The organism is Actinoalloteichus hymeniacidonis (assembly GCF_014203365.1).
In the GTDB taxonomy this organism is placed as follows: domain Bacteria; phylum Actinomycetota; class Actinomycetes; order Mycobacteriales; family Pseudonocardiaceae; genus Actinoalloteichus_A; species Actinoalloteichus_A hymeniacidonis.
This window is the reverse complement of record NZ_JACHIS010000001.1, coordinates 5,354,392-5,367,845: the sequence shown is the minus strand read 5'-3', so window position 1 is coordinate 5,367,845 and position 13,454 is coordinate 5,354,392. Positions and strand designations below refer to the sequence as shown.

General features: G+C 69.3%; 13 protein-coding genes. 8 read left to right on the top strand and 5 right to left on the bottom strand.

Going from position 1 to position 13,454, the window contains the following annotated elements:
* Window positions 1-127 precede the first annotated feature (127 nt).
* Both BKA25_RS22605 and BKA25_RS22600 read right to left on the bottom strand, forming a co-directional pair.
* A complete protein-coding gene (locus BKA25_RS22605; protein WP_069853277.1) occupies window positions 128-901 on the bottom strand; it encodes an enoyl-CoA hydratase-related protein in 774 nt (257 codons plus the stop codon).
* A gap of 202 nt (window positions 902-1,103) precedes the next feature.
* The gene (locus tag BKA25_RS22600; protein ID WP_069846828.1) at window positions 1,104-1,892 is read right to left on the bottom strand and encodes a PaaX family transcriptional regulator; all 789 of its coding nucleotides are present in this window, start codon (window positions 1,890-1,892) and stop codon (window positions 1,104-1,106) included.
* Between the two features lie 174 nt (window positions 1,893-2,066).
* Here BKA25_RS22600 and BKA25_RS22595 point away from each other — a divergent pair, with 174 nt between their 5' ends.
* On the top strand, window positions 2,067-2,234 hold the full coding sequence (locus BKA25_RS22595; RefSeq protein ID WP_069846829.1) for a DUF3117 domain-containing protein: 168 nt from the start codon (window positions 2,067-2,069) through the stop codon (window positions 2,232-2,234).
* Window positions 2,235-2,366: 132 nt separating this feature from the next.
* Window positions 2,367-3,953 (top strand): leucyl aminopeptidase family protein, encoded by a 1,587-nt coding sequence (locus BKA25_RS22590; RefSeq protein WP_069846831.1) that lies wholly within the window; start codon window positions 2,367-2,369, stop codon window positions 3,951-3,953.
* Between the two features lie 65 nt (window positions 3,954-4,018).
* Here the strand turns inward: BKA25_RS22590 and BKA25_RS22585 are convergent, their stop codons facing one another.
* The gene (locus tag BKA25_RS22585; protein WP_069846832.1) at window positions 4,019-4,975 is read right to left on the bottom strand and encodes a LysR family transcriptional regulator; all 957 of its coding nucleotides are present in this window, start codon (window positions 4,973-4,975) and stop codon (window positions 4,019-4,021) included.
* 67 nt (window positions 4,976-5,042) lie between these two features.
* Here BKA25_RS22585 and BKA25_RS22580 point away from each other — a divergent pair, with 67 nt between their 5' ends.
* Complete coding sequence (locus tag BKA25_RS22580; protein ID WP_236750482.1) at window positions 5,043-6,347, top strand: MFS transporter; 1,305 nt, start codon at window positions 5,043-5,045, stop codon at window positions 6,345-6,347.
* Here BKA25_RS22580 and glgA read toward each other — a convergent pair.
* Complete coding sequence (gene glgA / locus BKA25_RS22575; RefSeq protein ID WP_084643555.1) at window positions 6,311-7,480, bottom strand: glycogen synthase; 1,170 nt, start codon at window positions 7,478-7,480, stop codon at window positions 6,311-6,313. The two genes, BKA25_RS22580 and glgA, sit on opposite strands and share 37 nt — an antisense overlap.
* 133 nt (window positions 7,481-7,613) lie before the next feature.
* On the opposite strand from glgA, the gene glgC reads away from it, so the two are divergent.
* Window positions 7,614-8,834, top strand: coding sequence for a glucose-1-phosphate adenylyltransferase (gene glgC / locus BKA25_RS22570; RefSeq protein ID WP_069853278.1), 1,221 nt, complete (start codon window positions 7,614-7,616; stop codon window positions 8,832-8,834).
* 12 nt (window positions 8,835-8,846) lie between these two features.
* Here glgC and BKA25_RS22565 read toward each other — a convergent pair whose 3' ends face one another.
* Entirely contained in the window at window positions 8,847-9,497 is a 651-nt protein-coding gene (locus BKA25_RS22565) for an O-methyltransferase (RefSeq protein WP_069846838.1), read from the bottom strand.
* A 252-nt stretch (window positions 9,498-9,749) separates the two neighbouring features.
* On the opposite strand from BKA25_RS22565, the gene sigE reads away from it, so the two are divergent.
* The 4 genes from sigE (at window position 9,750) to tatB (ending at window position 13,379) form a co-directional block, all read left to right on the top strand.
* Window positions 9,750-10,343: an RNA polymerase sigma factor SigE gene (gene sigE, locus BKA25_RS22560; protein ID WP_069853279.1), complete on the top strand. Its 594-nt coding sequence runs from the start codon at window positions 9,750-9,752 to the stop codon at window positions 10,341-10,343.
* Complete coding sequence (locus BKA25_RS22555) at window positions 10,340-11,200, top strand: anti-sigma factor family protein (protein WP_069846840.1); 861 nt, start codon at window positions 10,340-10,342, stop codon at window positions 11,198-11,200. Before sigE ends, BKA25_RS22555 begins: the two co-directional genes overlap by 4 nt.
* A 256-nt stretch (window positions 11,201-11,456) precedes the next feature.
* Window positions 11,457-12,914, top strand: a complete 1,458-nt coding sequence (locus tag BKA25_RS22550) for a S1C family serine protease (RefSeq protein ID WP_236750483.1) — start codon at window positions 11,457-11,459, stop codon at window positions 12,912-12,914.
* 69 nt (window positions 12,915-12,983) lie between these two features.
* Window positions 12,984-13,379 carry a Sec-independent protein translocase protein TatB gene (tatB, locus tag BKA25_RS22545; protein ID WP_069846842.1) on the top strand — a complete coding sequence of 132 codons (396 nt, stop codon included), beginning with the start codon at window positions 12,984-12,986 and terminating at the stop codon, window positions 13,377-13,379.
* Window positions 13,380-13,454: the final 75 nt, after the last annotated feature.

The window sequence follows — 13,454 nt, the reverse complement described above, 5'->3', positions numbered from 1 at the left end:
TCACCGGAAGGCGTATCGAGGGGCGCTAGCTGATTTTTCAACGATTCTCTCGAGTGTGGCGGCGCGGCGGGCTCGAAATGTCGCCCATCTGCCGCGCCGCCGGAGTCGAGAGAACCCGTGTCCGCGATCAGCGTCCGAGGAATCGCGCCTCGCGCTTGGTCACGAACGCATCAACCGCTTCCCGATGATCGGCGGTCTGCCCGGCCTCGCTCTGTGTCCTGGCCTCCGTGGCGAGCGCCTCGGTGAGCTCGGCGGATGCCGAGGCGCGCATGGCCTGCTTGATCTTGAAGTACGCGGTGGTGGGTCCTGCGGCCAACTGCTTGGCCAGCTCGTGCGCGGTCGACACCGACTCGCCGTCCTCGACCAGTCGGTTGATCATCCCGATCCGCAGCGCCTCCTCGGCCTGCACGGGCTTCCCGAACAACATCATCTCCATCGCCCGGCCGTAACCGATCAGCCGGGGAAGCGTCCAAGAGGCACCGGAGTCGGCGGTGAGCCCGACCCCCGCGAAAGCCATCAGGAACTTCGCGGAGCGATCCGCGATCCGCAGATCGGCCGCGTACGCCAACGAGGCCCCGGCGCCCGCCGCCGTGCCGTTCACCGCGGCGATGACGGGTTTCGGCATCGTCGTGATGAGCTCGACCAGCGGGTTGTAGTGCTCCTCCACGGTGCGCAGCGGGGCCTCGTCGCCCGCTTGGAGCAGCGCGATGTGCTCGCGGAGATCCTGGCCCGCGCAGAACGCGCGGCCCGCCCCGGTGAGAACCACCGCGCGAACCGAGGTGTCGACGGCGGTGTCGCGCAGCGCCACCAGCAGATCGTTCTTCAGCTGCACGGTCAGGGAATTGAAAGCGGCCGGGCGATTGAAGGTCAGCGTCCGGACTCCGCCGTCGTCCTCGATCAGTAAGAGCGGCTTACCGGGGTCCGTCGGGTGCTGCGGCTGCGCAGGCGCGGTCGATCCGCTGCCGTGGACCGAGGAACTCTCGCCGGCCGGGGTGGCGGCGGTGTGGTGGTCATCGGTCGGGCTGGTGGACACCGGTCGATCGAGCACGATGGCCTTCCTTTCCTAGTCCTGCCGCCGTTCGCCCTGGTCAGGTGAAGGTCGGCTACGGTCCTGCGGGGTTCGCCAGGCACGACCCGACGAATCGGTCCGCTGCCGGGGCCAACCGAGCGGTGTGTCGGTCGAAGAACTCGGCAGCGAGGTCGCCACCCCATTCCTGAGGGAGGACGGTGCCAGGAAGGCCCGGGTCGCGGAAGAGGAAACCGCGCCAAGCGTGCAACAGCTCGAGGCTCGCCGCGAAAGACGCGGCATCGTCGGCCTCGTTCACGGTGGTGATCCGGCCCTCCCACGCCTGGATGAAGGCCAGGTAGTCCTCGGCCAGGGCGTCGAGGTTCCACGCGCGACGCGCCAGTTCCCCGTCGTCACCCTGATGGGTGCCTAGGAAGCTGTGGGCTCGGGTCGATTCCACCGCCAAGACGTCCGTCAACTCGTTGGCGGGCCGGGGTGCGACCCAGGTCACGGGACCAAGTTCGCCGTAGCCCAACAGTCGGAGTGACGAGGTGAGTCGATCTCGCGACTCGCGGGCCGGCAGCTCCTCCAACACCACGATGTGCCAGCGTCCATCCCAGTCGTCGGGACGGGTTCGATAGATCCGCGCGGCAGCCTCGTCGAGCCGTCGTTCCGCCTTGGACGTCAGCCGATAGCCCGGCCCGCCAGGCAGCCGAACCGGCTCCAACCAGCCCTGACGCACTGTTCTGGACACAGCGGTGCGCACGGCGGGCGAGGTGAATCCGAGAGGCTCCAGCAGCCGCACCAGGGCAGCGATCGGCGCGAGGCCGCCCCGGGCTCGAAGGTGGCCGCCGAAGAGATCGAACAATGCTGACCGAGCTCGCACGACACCCGAGTCTGACACCCGTTTGCCCGCACTACCAGGTCTCTGTGCACACGCTCTGCGATGCCAAGCCAGCGGTTCGGTTTCACGCTTGCGTCCAGATGGGGGAGAATGCTCGCGTGCCCGACGAGCGGTGCGGTGCGTCGGGCGGGGAAGTGTTGATGGAGGGAGCACGCTATGGCGGCCATGAAGCCCCGGACCGGCGACGGTCCCCTCGAGGTCACCAAGGAGGGGCGCGGCATCGTGATGCGGGTCCCGCTCGAGGGTGGTGGGCGCCTCGTCGTCGAGATGTCGGCAGAGGAGGCCAGCAACCTTGGCGATGCACTGAAGGCCACCGCCGGATGAGGCGAAGCCGATGCGGCCATCCTGCCGTGGTCGGTCTGACCTAGCTCAGCGGAGCCCCGGCCCCGGCTTCCTCGCCAAGGACGCCGGGGCCTTCGACTGTCCCACTGACTGAATTCGGAAGTAGGAAGTCCGTTGTCCGTCGACACCATGCCCGAAGTTCCCGCGTTGACGCCCCGGCTCGGGCTGGTAGGCGACCTGGATCCGGCAGCCACGTCGGTCCAGGCGTGGCCGGTGTTCTCGGCCGCGCACACCAGCCACACCGGCGACACCGAGGCCTCGGCGCCGTTGCCCGCCCTCGGTGCCGAACACCTCCGCGAGGCGGGCGCCCGCCTTCGGGTCGCGGGGTTCACCGGCAAGGTCGGCCAGGTCGAGCGAATCGAACTGGACAATGGTCCACAGTGGCTCTTCGGCGTCGGTTCGGCTTCGCCCGCCGACTGGCGTTCGGGTGGAGCCGCGTTGCTGCGCGCGGTCGCGGAGCAGGCGAGCCGCGCCGAGGAACTCGATGTGGCGCCCGACGTGACGACCGAGCTCACCATCGGATTGCCCGCCACCATCGGCTCCGACGAGATCACCGAGCTGAGCCTCGGCGTGAGCCTGGGCGGCTACCGGTTCACCGTGACCGGGAAGGACCGGCCTGCGCGGATCTCGGCCGTCACCTTCGCCGTTCCCGCAGGCGAGGACGACGGTAAGACCGAGGACGTCGCGACGCTGCAGGCCGCCGTGGCCAAGGCGGCGACCCTCGCCTCGGCCACCTCCCTAGCCCGGGACCTCGCCAACGCGCCCTCGAATGTGAAGAACCCCGGCTGGCTGGCCGAGCAGGCGCTCACGGCGAGCGCGGTGCATCCCGACCTGCACGTCGTAGCCCGCGACGAGCACTGGCTCGCCGAGCAGGGCTTCGGCGGCGTGCTGGCCGTCGGTGGCGGCTCGGCGACCCCGCCCCGGCTGATCGAACTCGAATGGCGGCCCGCAGGCGTCGCCGAGGGACCACACCTGGTGCTGGTCGGCAAGGGCATCACCTTCGACACCGGCGGCCTGTCGATCAAGCCCGCAGACGGCATGCACCTCATGCGCACCGACATGTCGGGCGGCGCCTCGGTGATCGCCGCACTCGTCGGTATCGCAGCGTTGAACCTGCCGATTCGGGTCACCGGGCTGGTTCCCGCTGCGGAGAACCACGTGTCCGGGGCGGCCTATCGTCCCGGCGACGTCGTCACGCACTTCGGCGGCCGCACCAGCGAGATCACCAACACCGACGCCGAGGGCAGGCTCGTTCTGGCCGACGCGCTGGCCTATGCGGTCGAGCGGCTCGAACCCACCGCGCTGGTGGACGTCGCGACCCTGACCGGCGCGATGAAGGTCTCGCTCGGCCTGCGTACCGGCGGCCTCTTCGGCTCCGACGACGCACTCACGGAGTCCCTCGCAGCGGCGGGCGATCGGGTCGGCGAGGCGTGGTGGCGGATGCCGTTGCTCGACGACCACGCCGAGGACGTGCACGGCGAATGGGCGGACGTCCGGCAGGGCCCGCCCGGACCGGGCGGCATCATGGCGGCGCTGTTCCTACAGGAGTTCGTCGGCGAACTGCCCTGGGCGCACCTCGACATCGCGGGGCCTGCCAGAGCCGACCGGGTCTACGCCGAGGTCGTCCCCGGCGCCACCGGCTTCGCCGCGCGGACCCTGATCGAGTTGGCCGCCGCGCAGGTGCCGTCTCAGAACTCCTGAGACGGTCGCCGACGCCCGATGGGCGCCGGTGGGCCGCCGGGGTCGTCCCGGTGGCCCAGGCGGCGTCACAGGCGGGGCTGCGGGCCCAGGGTGGCCGGTGGTCGGCCCGTCGACGGGCGAGGGCGCGTCGCGATAGCGAAATCGCGGAAGGCCCGGACAGCCGAGGTCATCGGACGCCCGGCAAGCCAGACCACCCCGATGGTGCGCGCCGACCGGGGGCTCAGGGTGATCTCCACGACCCCCGGCGGCGGCGTGCCGTCGGAGGCGGGCACCACGGCGATCCCGAGTTCGGCGGCGACCATGCCGCGCACCGTGTCCGTTTCCTGACCGGCGAAGGCCAGTTTGGGCACGAATCCGGCGGCCGCGCAGAGTTCATCGGTCAGGAGACGGAGCCCGAACCCTGGTTCGAGGCCGACGAACTGCTCGTCGGCCAGTTCGGCGAGCCGGATGACCTTGCGCCGCGCGAGTCGATGACCGGTCGCCACGGCCACCACCAGCGGTTGCTCGAACAGCGGTGCGGAGCGCAGGTCGGCGACGTCGGTGGGCATGGGCGAGGTGAGTCCGAGATCGACCACACCGCTGCGTAGTTGGGACAGGATCGTGGCGCTCGGAGCCTGCGCGAGGGTGAAGCGCACCGAGGGACGTTGCGCGCGGAAGCCTCGGAGCAGTTCGGGCACCTGCACCCCGCCCAGGGTGTGTAGGAAGGCCAACGCCACCAGGCCGCGTTCCGGATCCGCCTCGTCGAGCGCTCGGCGACAGCCCGGTTCCAATGCGGCGAGCGCGTGTCCTGCCGCCTCGGCGAGCAGCTCGCCCGCCCTGGTGAGCCGGATGCCGCGACCAGAGCGCACCACGACCGGGGTACCGAGGTCGGCGCTGAGCTTGGCGAGCCACCGGCTGACCGTCGGCTGCGGGACACCGAGCAGCTCGGCGACCCTGGTGACGTGTGTCTCACTGGCTACCGCGCGCAACAGGGCCAACCTCGGCGCGAGCTTGCGGGCCAGCAGCCCGGCAGAATCATCCATTTCTGCATGGTAAATCGTAGAAACATTCATTGGACGAGGTTGTTGAAGCGGCCTAGCGTCGGATGTCGTGTTCGCCTCCGCATCTGATGCCGCTGGTCCCGCAGTCACCGATGGTCCCCGCGCGGGCCGGGCTGCGGAGACGACGCCCGGCACCGATGCTCGTCGTTCCCGCCGAATCGGGCTGGCGATGCTGGTCGCGGGTTTCGCGGTGTTCGCGCTGCTCTACGCCGTGCAACCCGTGTTGCCGCAATTCGCCGATCAATACGGCCTCGGTCCGGGCGGCGCCTCGCTGGCCATCTCGGCGGGCACCGGCGGTCTGGCGATCGGCCTCATCCCGTTGGCGGTGCTCTCGCAGGCCATCGGTCGCCGACCGGTCATGATCGCCTCGGTGGTGGCGGCGGTGTTGATCGGCGCTGTGGTCCCGCTGGCGGGCTCGTTCCCGATGCTGATCACGTTGCGGGCGTTGCAGGGCTTGGCCGTCGCGGGCCTGGCCTCCGTCGCGATGGCCTATCTCGCCGAGGAGACCCGGTCCGCCGGACTCGGCGCCGCGATCGGCCTCTACGTGGCGGGCAACAGCCTGGGCGGGATGTCCGGCAGGCTCCTGACCGGGGTGCTCGCCGATCTGACGAACTGGCGCATCGGTCTGTGGGCGGTGACCGCGCTCGCGGCTGCCTGCGCGGTGGTCTTCGTACTGGCGCTCCCGGCGTCGAGTGGCCCCCGGCCTGCGCCACTCCGGTTCGCCGAGGTCGTCGGCGGACTGCGCGCCGCCTTGACCGACCCGGTGCTCTACGGCCCCTACATCGTCGCCGCGCTCGGCACCGGCGGCTTCGTCTCGCTCTACAACGTCCTCGGCTTCCGCCTGCTCGAGCCGCCGTTCCTGCTGGCACCGGCCGTGGTCGCCCTGGTGTTCCTCGCCTACGCGATCGGCAGCGTCAGCTCCGCCACCGCAGGCCGCGCCGCCGACCGCCTGGGCAGGCCAGGGGTGCTGATCGGCGGGCTCGGGATCACCCTGGTCGGCGTGCTGCTGACCGTGCCCGACCACCTTGCACCGATCCTCATCGGCCTCGGCCTGCTCACCGGCGGCTTCTTCGCCGCGCACGCGGTCGCCAGCGGCTGGGTGGGCAGCCGGGCGTCCGGCCGGGCCCGGACTCAGGCCCCGGCGCTCTACCTCTTGGCCTACTACCTCGGCAGCAGCGTCGGCGGTGCCGTCGGCGGCGTGGCCTACGGCCGGTTCGGCTGGACCGGACTGGTCGTCGTGGTGGTCGGCTGGCTGCTGCTGGCCGCAGTGGCGGCGATGTTGGCCGCCGTCGCCCAACGGCGTTCGACGGACCGGGCTCAGGCTCCGTCGCTGCGGCCCAGCGCCGCGCGGTAGACCCGCACGGTCTGTTCGGCCACCCCCGCCCAGGTGAACTCCGTCACCGCCCGTTGCCTGCCCGCCCGGCCCATCGCCGTCGCGCGGTCCGGATCGGCCAGCACGGTGTTCACCGCATCCGCCAGTCCGCGTTGGAAGGTCTCGGTGTCGTTCTCGTCGAAATGGACCAGCAGCCCGGTCCTCTCGTGGTCGACGACCTCGGGGATGCCACCGACATCGGAGGCCACCACCGAGGTCCCGCAGGCCATCGCCTCGAGATTGACGATGCCCAGCGGTTCGTAGACCGACGGACAGACGAAGACCGTGGCATGACTCAGCACCTGCCGGACCTCGGCGGGTTCGAGCATCCGCTGTATCCAGACGACCCCGGGCCGGACGGCGGCGAGCTCGGCGACCGCTCGTTCGATCTCCGCCCCGATCTCCGGTGTGTCCGGGGCGCCCGCACACAGCACGATCTGCGCTGCCGGATCGATGTGATGCGCGGCGGCCACCAGGTGCGCGACGCCCTTCTGCCGGGTGATCCGGCCGACGAAGGCCACCGTGGGTCGATCGGGATCGACGCCCATCGCCCGCAAGGCGTCCGTCTCCGTCACCGGGTGGTAGGTGTCGGTGTCGATGCCGTTGCGCACCACGTGAACCCGATCCGGTGCCAGGCTCGGATAACAGTCCAGCACGTCGGTCCGCATCGCGTCGCTGACCGCGATCACCGCGTCGGCCGACTCGTAGGCATTGCGTTCCACCCAGGAGGAGAGCCGATAGCCGCCGCCGAGTTGTTCGGCCTTCCACGGTCTTCTCGGCTCCAGCGAGTGCGCCGTCACCACATGCGGGATGCCGTACAGCAGCGCGGACAGCTGGCCGGCCAGGTTCGCGTACCAGGTGTGGGAATGGACGAGATCCACCGAGCCCGCAGCCTGGGTCATGGACAGATCCACGGAGAGCGCCTGCAACGCGGCGTTGGCTCCGGCCAGCCCGGAATCGGGTCGATGCGCCTGCGCTTCTGCTCGTGGCTCGCCGAAACAATGCACATCCACTTCGATCATTTCCCGAAGTCTCGGGACGAGGAAGCCGACGTGGACTCCTGCACCGCCATAGACGTCCGGCGGATATTCACGGGTCATCAGTCCGATGCGCACAGCACGCGACACTAGATGCCTCACGCGGATGGGCGCAGCCTGGTGAACGGGTGAATGCTTCCATGAGAACTCGAAGAACCCGAGGCGCTCTGGACTGGATAGACCGGCGCCGAGACGACTAGGGTCGGTGATCGTGAAAGCGCAGCCGAGCGTACTCGGGATCGTGCTCGCAGGCGGTGAGGGCAAACGACTGTGGCCCTTGACCGCAGACCGGGCGAAGCCCGCGGTGCCGTTCGGAGGTAATTACCGGCTCGTCGACTTCGTGTTGTCGAACCTGGTGAACGCCGGTTATGTGCGGCTCTGCGTACTCACCCAGTACAAATCGCACTCGCTGGACCGACACATCTCCACCACCTGGCGACTCTCCGGCGTGCTCGGCGACTACATCACCCCGGTTCCGGCGCAGCAGCGACTCGGTCCCCGCTGGTACACGGGCAGCGCCGACGCGATCTATCAGAGCCTGAACCTCGTCTACGACGAGCATCCGGACCACATCGTCGTTTTCGGTGCCGATCACGTGTACCGGATGGATCCCGAACAGATGGTTCGACAACACATCGAATCCGGCGCGGGCGTCACGGTGGCAGGCATCCGGGTTCCGCGCAACGAGGCCAAGGCATTCGGCTGTATCGACTCCGACGCATCGGGCCGGATCACCCGATTCTTGGAGAAACCAGCCGAACCACCGCACGTGCCGGACGACCCGGAGGTCACTTTCGCCTCCATGGGTAATTACGTCTTCTCCACCGAGGTCCTGCTCGATGCCCTGCGTGCCGATGCCGCCGATCCGGATTCGGTGCACGACATGGGCGGCGACATCATCCCGATGTTGGTGGATCGCGGACTCGCCGCCGTGTATGACTTCGGGGACAACCATGTACCGGGTTCCACCGAACGCGATCACGGATATTGGCGCGATGTGGGGACATTGGACGCCTACTACGACGCGCATCGCGACCTGGTCTCGGTCCATCCGGTCTTCAATCTCTACAACCAGCAGTGGCCGATTCGAACCGCGACGCCGCCGTTGCCGCCCGCCAAGTTCATCGAACACGGCACCGCCCGCGAGTCGATGGTGGGCCCCGGTTCGGTCATCTCAGGCGCCGATATCCGAGGCTCGGTGGTCAGCGCGGACGTGATGGTCGACGACGGTGCGATCGTCGAGGACAGTGTGCTGTTGCCGGGTGTGCGGATCGGGCGGGGTGCCGTGGTGCGACGGGCGATCCTGGACAAGAACGTGGTGATCGGCCCCGGCGCTGCGATCGGTGTCGACTCCGCCAGAGATCGCGAGTCCTACACCGTCAGCAGCGGCGGAGTGGTCGTACTCGGCAAGGGCGCCCGCGCCGAACGCTGAGCGCTCGCTCGATCAGGGTGCCTTGGCGGCCAACAGAAGCCCATCGCCCAGCGGCAACAGCAACGGGGCCAGCCGCTCGTCGGACCGGACCGTCCTGGCGACCTCGAGCAGGGCCTGCGCCTCGGGATCGCGGTCGTCCACCGCCGCGAGCAGTTCCGGATCGAGCATGTTGTCCAGGACCAGCACCCCGCCGGGTCGAAGCAACCGCAGCGCCTCCTCCAGATACAGCGGGTAGTCGCTGATCGTGCTGCCGACGAACATCAGGTCGTAGGCGCCATCGGCGAGCCGGGGTAGCACCTCGAGACCGCGTCCCATGATCAGGCGGGTGCGACCGGAGGGCAGCGCGGCATCGGCGAACACCCGCCGGGCGACCCGCTGGTACTCGGGATCGACGTCGATGGAGGTCAGCACTCCGTCGGGGGCCATGCCGCGCAGCAGGCACAGCCCGCTCACACCGGTGCCGGTACCCACCTCGACCACCGCCCTGGCCTGCAACGCGGTGGTCAGGAACCGCAATGCGGCGCCGGTACCGAGGCTGATGGGTGCACATCCGAGTTCGATCCCGCGCGTCCGAGCCGCGGCCAACACCTCGTCTTGCGCGAGGTACGCCGCAACGTAGTCCTGAACCGCGTCTGCTGCGGCGATCGGCGTCTCGGGTGTCACAGGATAGGAGGTTAGCGGCGTGGCTCTGGAAAACAGAGGAACGCGCCAGAAAGGGGCCCCTCACCCGGCTTCTCAGGCTGCTCTCAGGACGTTCTCATCCTTGTCTCACCTGGGTGGCGCAGAGTAATGGAGGCAGAACAGGTGGGACGGCCCCAAGCCACTCACCGGGTTCTCTCGCGACTCGGGAACACCGTGGGTCGATCCGACGTTACAAGGGGCAAGTACAGCCCTGAGGAGGTGTCCTGTCCGACGATGCCAGCACACTCGAGCACTGAAACGGCCGGTCCGGTGGTGAGCCTGTCGAATGACCAGGCGACCGAATGGACCCCGCCGACCTGGGCGGAGGTCGTGCAGCAGCACGCTGATCGGGTGTACCGACTGGCGTTCAGACTGACCGGCAACCAGCACGACGCCGAGGATCTGACCCAAGAGACCTTCATCAGGGTCTTCCGCTCGCTGGCCTCGTACAAACCCGGCACCTTCGAGGGATGGCTGCATCGCATCACCACCAACCTCTTCCTCGACATGGCTCGCAGGCGTGCGCGGCTGCGCATGGAGGGCCTACCGGAGGACACCGACCGGCTGCCCGGCGGTGGGCCGAGCCCGGAGGAGGTCTACAGCTCGATGCACCTGGATCCCGATCTCCAGGCCGCGCTCGATGCGCTGCCGCCGGAGTTCCGGGCGGCCGTCGTGCTGTGCGATGTCGAAGGTCTCTCCTACGAGGAGATCGGCGCCACTCTCGGGGTGAAGCTGGGTACAGTTCGGAGCAGAATCCATCGTGGGCGTCAGGCATTGAAGGACGCCCTTGAGCATCGTCGTGAGCGTGCCCAGGAGGCATCCGTATGACGGAACTGCGCGGTTTTGCGCTGCCGGAGCAGCATCTGGCTCTCGACGCGCTCGTCGCGTTGGTGGACGGAGAACTCTCCCCATCCGCACACGACCGCGCAGTCAGCCACCTCGCCCGCTGCCCGACCTGTTCCGGGCGGGCCACCGCCCAACGACAGGCGCGGACGGCGGTCCGCTCGGCGGCGGCCCCGATGATGCCGGTAGGGCTTCTCGAAGCGCTGTGCGCCATCCCACAGCATGCCGACCTCCCGCCGGGACCAGATGAGCTGGCGGTGACCTCGGACGGCCAGTTCGTCGCCGTGCGATCGACCTCCCGGTCGGCCAGATCCGTCGCTCAGTCGAGCGCCACCACGTTCGGCTCCGGGGCACAGCTGGGCTCCGGCCCCCGACTGGGCGAGGGCGACAGTGTCCTCGGCGGTGGTCGCCGGGCGGGCCAGGAGCGCGTCAAGGGGATGGAACGCCGGATGCGCAACAGCGCGGGCGTGGTCGTCTCCGGCCTGGTTCTCGGCGCGGTGGCACTGGTCATCCCCGTCGAACAACCGGAGCGCATCCAAGGCAACGCCACCTTCGGGGCGGAGAGCAACGTGGGCGGCGCGAGTGCAGGCATCGGCGCTTCGGCGCCGAAGGCCTACGACATGGGTGCCACCCCGGATCCCGTCGCGCCCGTGGCCTCCCAGACCACCGACACCCCCTCGCCGGAGATCGTGCCGCAATCGATCAACGGCTCCGCGGGCGCTCCTGCGGCGTCGGCGCCATCGGTTCCCCCGACGGCGGTGCCACCGGCCCGACCGACGCACACCGCGCCCGTCGCGCCGCTGGGTGCGGGACTGCTGCCTGCGCCCGGTCTCGGTAACTGACCGCCCGTTCATCCACCTGGTATCGATCGCACGGTTCGCCACGCCGATTTCACGATCGCTGGGAGAGTCTTAAGCTGACGCGGTGGGCGCGTTGTCCCCGCCTGCTGTCCGAATGAGAACCCTCCCGTCGTCTACCGCCCGGGGAAATATGAGTTCGCAGTCGCCTGCATCGCCGTCGGGACCTGAGCGTCCGCAGTCGGACCCGACCGATTCGGGAGCCCCCAGGCTGGCGCCCCGGCCACAGGAGCGTCCGCCGGTGGATCCGGCTGCGGCGGCGGTCTTCGCCCGACCGGACGACGTGAGTTCGGGCTTCGACGAGCGGAACAGACACCCGTCGGCGGCCAGGCAGGAGCTGCCCACCGCACCGCCGCCTGCGGCTCTCGCCGAGGCATTCGGGCGTCAGCCTGGCGCGCAGTCCGGCCTGCAACGCCCGCCCGGCACCCCGGGGGGCGACCCCACCGAGCTGTCGAAACCGATCGAACCGGCTTTCTGGTCGACCGGGGACACCGTCTGGCGGGATCCCAGCGCCACCGCCGTCCTCGGCCCACCTGCGGTCGCGAGTGGGGAGGCGGCTCCGCCGCCGGACGAGGGCTCGCTGCCGGAGGGCACCCGCCTGAGCGCCCGCGAGGTGCTGTTCGGCGGCCGAGTCAAGCCCAGGTCGTTGTTGATGCTCGGGGCCATCGCCCTGGCGATCGGCCTGCTCGGCGGGGTGATCGGCAGGATCACCGTCGAGGGCGGCAGCCTGTTGCGGGGCCCGGACGTCCAACTGGCCGAGGTGCGGCCGGGAGTGGAACGCGAGCCGGGCTCGGTGGCCGAGCTTGCGAGCCGAGTGCGTCCTGCGGTGGTCTCCGTGCAGGACACGGCGGGTGGTGTGGGTTCGGGTGTGGTCATCGACGAAGGCGGCTTCATCGTCACCAACGATCATGTGATCGCCGCATCGGCGGAGGACCCGGAATCGAGCCTCACCATCATCTTCCACGAGGGCAGCCGGGCGCCCGCCGAGATCGTGGGCCGCGATCCCCGGACCGATCTCGCGGTGCTGCGTGTCGAGGTGGACAACCTCACCGTTCTGCCGATGGGGCGGTCCGCCGATCTCGAAGTCGGGGATTCGGTGATCGCGGTCGGAAACCCCCTCGGATACTCCGGGACGGTCACCGAAGGCATCGTCAGCTACCTGGACCGCCCGGTGCGGACGTTGGCGAGCGACGGCGGCGAGGTGATCTTCGATGGGATCCAGACCGATGCCGCGATCAACTACGGCAACTCGGGCGGCGCCCTGGTCGACACGACCGGTTCCTTGATCGGGATCAACACGTCGATGCGGGCCGCCCCGGGAACCGGCGAGGGCGAAGGCGGCTCGATCGGTCTCGGGTTCGCGATCCCGGTGGACGAGGCCCGACGGATCGCCGAGGAGCTGATCCGCAGCGGCGAGATCCATCACCCCGATCTCGGGGTCAACTCGACCAGCGTGATCACCGACCAGATCAGCGGCGCCCAGGTGGTCAACGTGCGGGCGGACAGCTCTGCGGCGCAGGCGGGACTCGGTGAGGGGGACATCATCATCCGAGTCGGTGACCAGCAGATCTACGGCGCCGACGAGCTTGCTGCGGCGGTCCGCAACCAACAGATCGGTGCCGAGGTCGAGTTGGAGGTCGTCCGGGGCGACGAGATCCTGGTCATTCCGGTGACCCTGCAGTCGGACGAGGACAGCTAGCGATGGGTGGACTCTCGGTTCCAACCGGATTTGCGGTTAGGCTGTCGGCGATGTCCGAGGGGGTGGCGAGTGTTCGACAGCGTCGGCTGGGGTGAACTGATCGTCCTGCTCATCGTGGGGTTGTTCATCGTCGGTCCCGAGCGGCTGCCTGCTGCGGCCGCATCGTTCGGCCGGACGATTCGCAAGGTCCGGGACTATGCGACCGGCGCCCGGCAGCAGCTCCGTGACGAGATCGGCCCGGAGTTCGATGAGCTGCGTAAACCACTGGAGGATCTCCGTGGGCTGCGCAACATGAACCCGCGCAGCATGGTCACCAACCAGGCCCGCAAGTTCTTCGATGAGGACCCGGCCAGCGGTACGACGGGCTCGGCGGCGACGAGTAAGCCGCCGACGGCGGCACCGCGTCCAGTGGAGCCTGCCTTGAAGCCGGGTGAGCGGCCGCCGATCGATCCGGACGCCACCTGATCGGCCGACCCGCCGCACCTCCGCGACGGAACGCCTCGACGCTCGGGGATGCCGCCATCGACCAGCACCCCCGAG

Coding starts and splice junctions, on each gene's coding strand:
- sigE (WP_069853279.1), top strand. CDS start 9,750: ATGCCAGCACACTCGAGCACTGAAACGGCCGGTCCGGTGGTGAGCCTG.
- BKA25_RS22595 (WP_069846829.1), top strand. CDS start 2,067: ATGGCGGCCATGAAGCCCCGGACCGGCGACGGTCCCCTCGAGGTCACC.
- BKA25_RS22585 (WP_069846832.1), bottom strand. CDS start 4,975: ATGGATGATTCTGCCGGGCTGCTGGCCCGCAAGCTCGCGCCGAGGTTG.
- BKA25_RS22555 (WP_069846840.1), top strand. CDS start 10,340: ATGACGGAACTGCGCGGTTTTGCGCTGCCGGAGCAGCATCTGGCTCTC.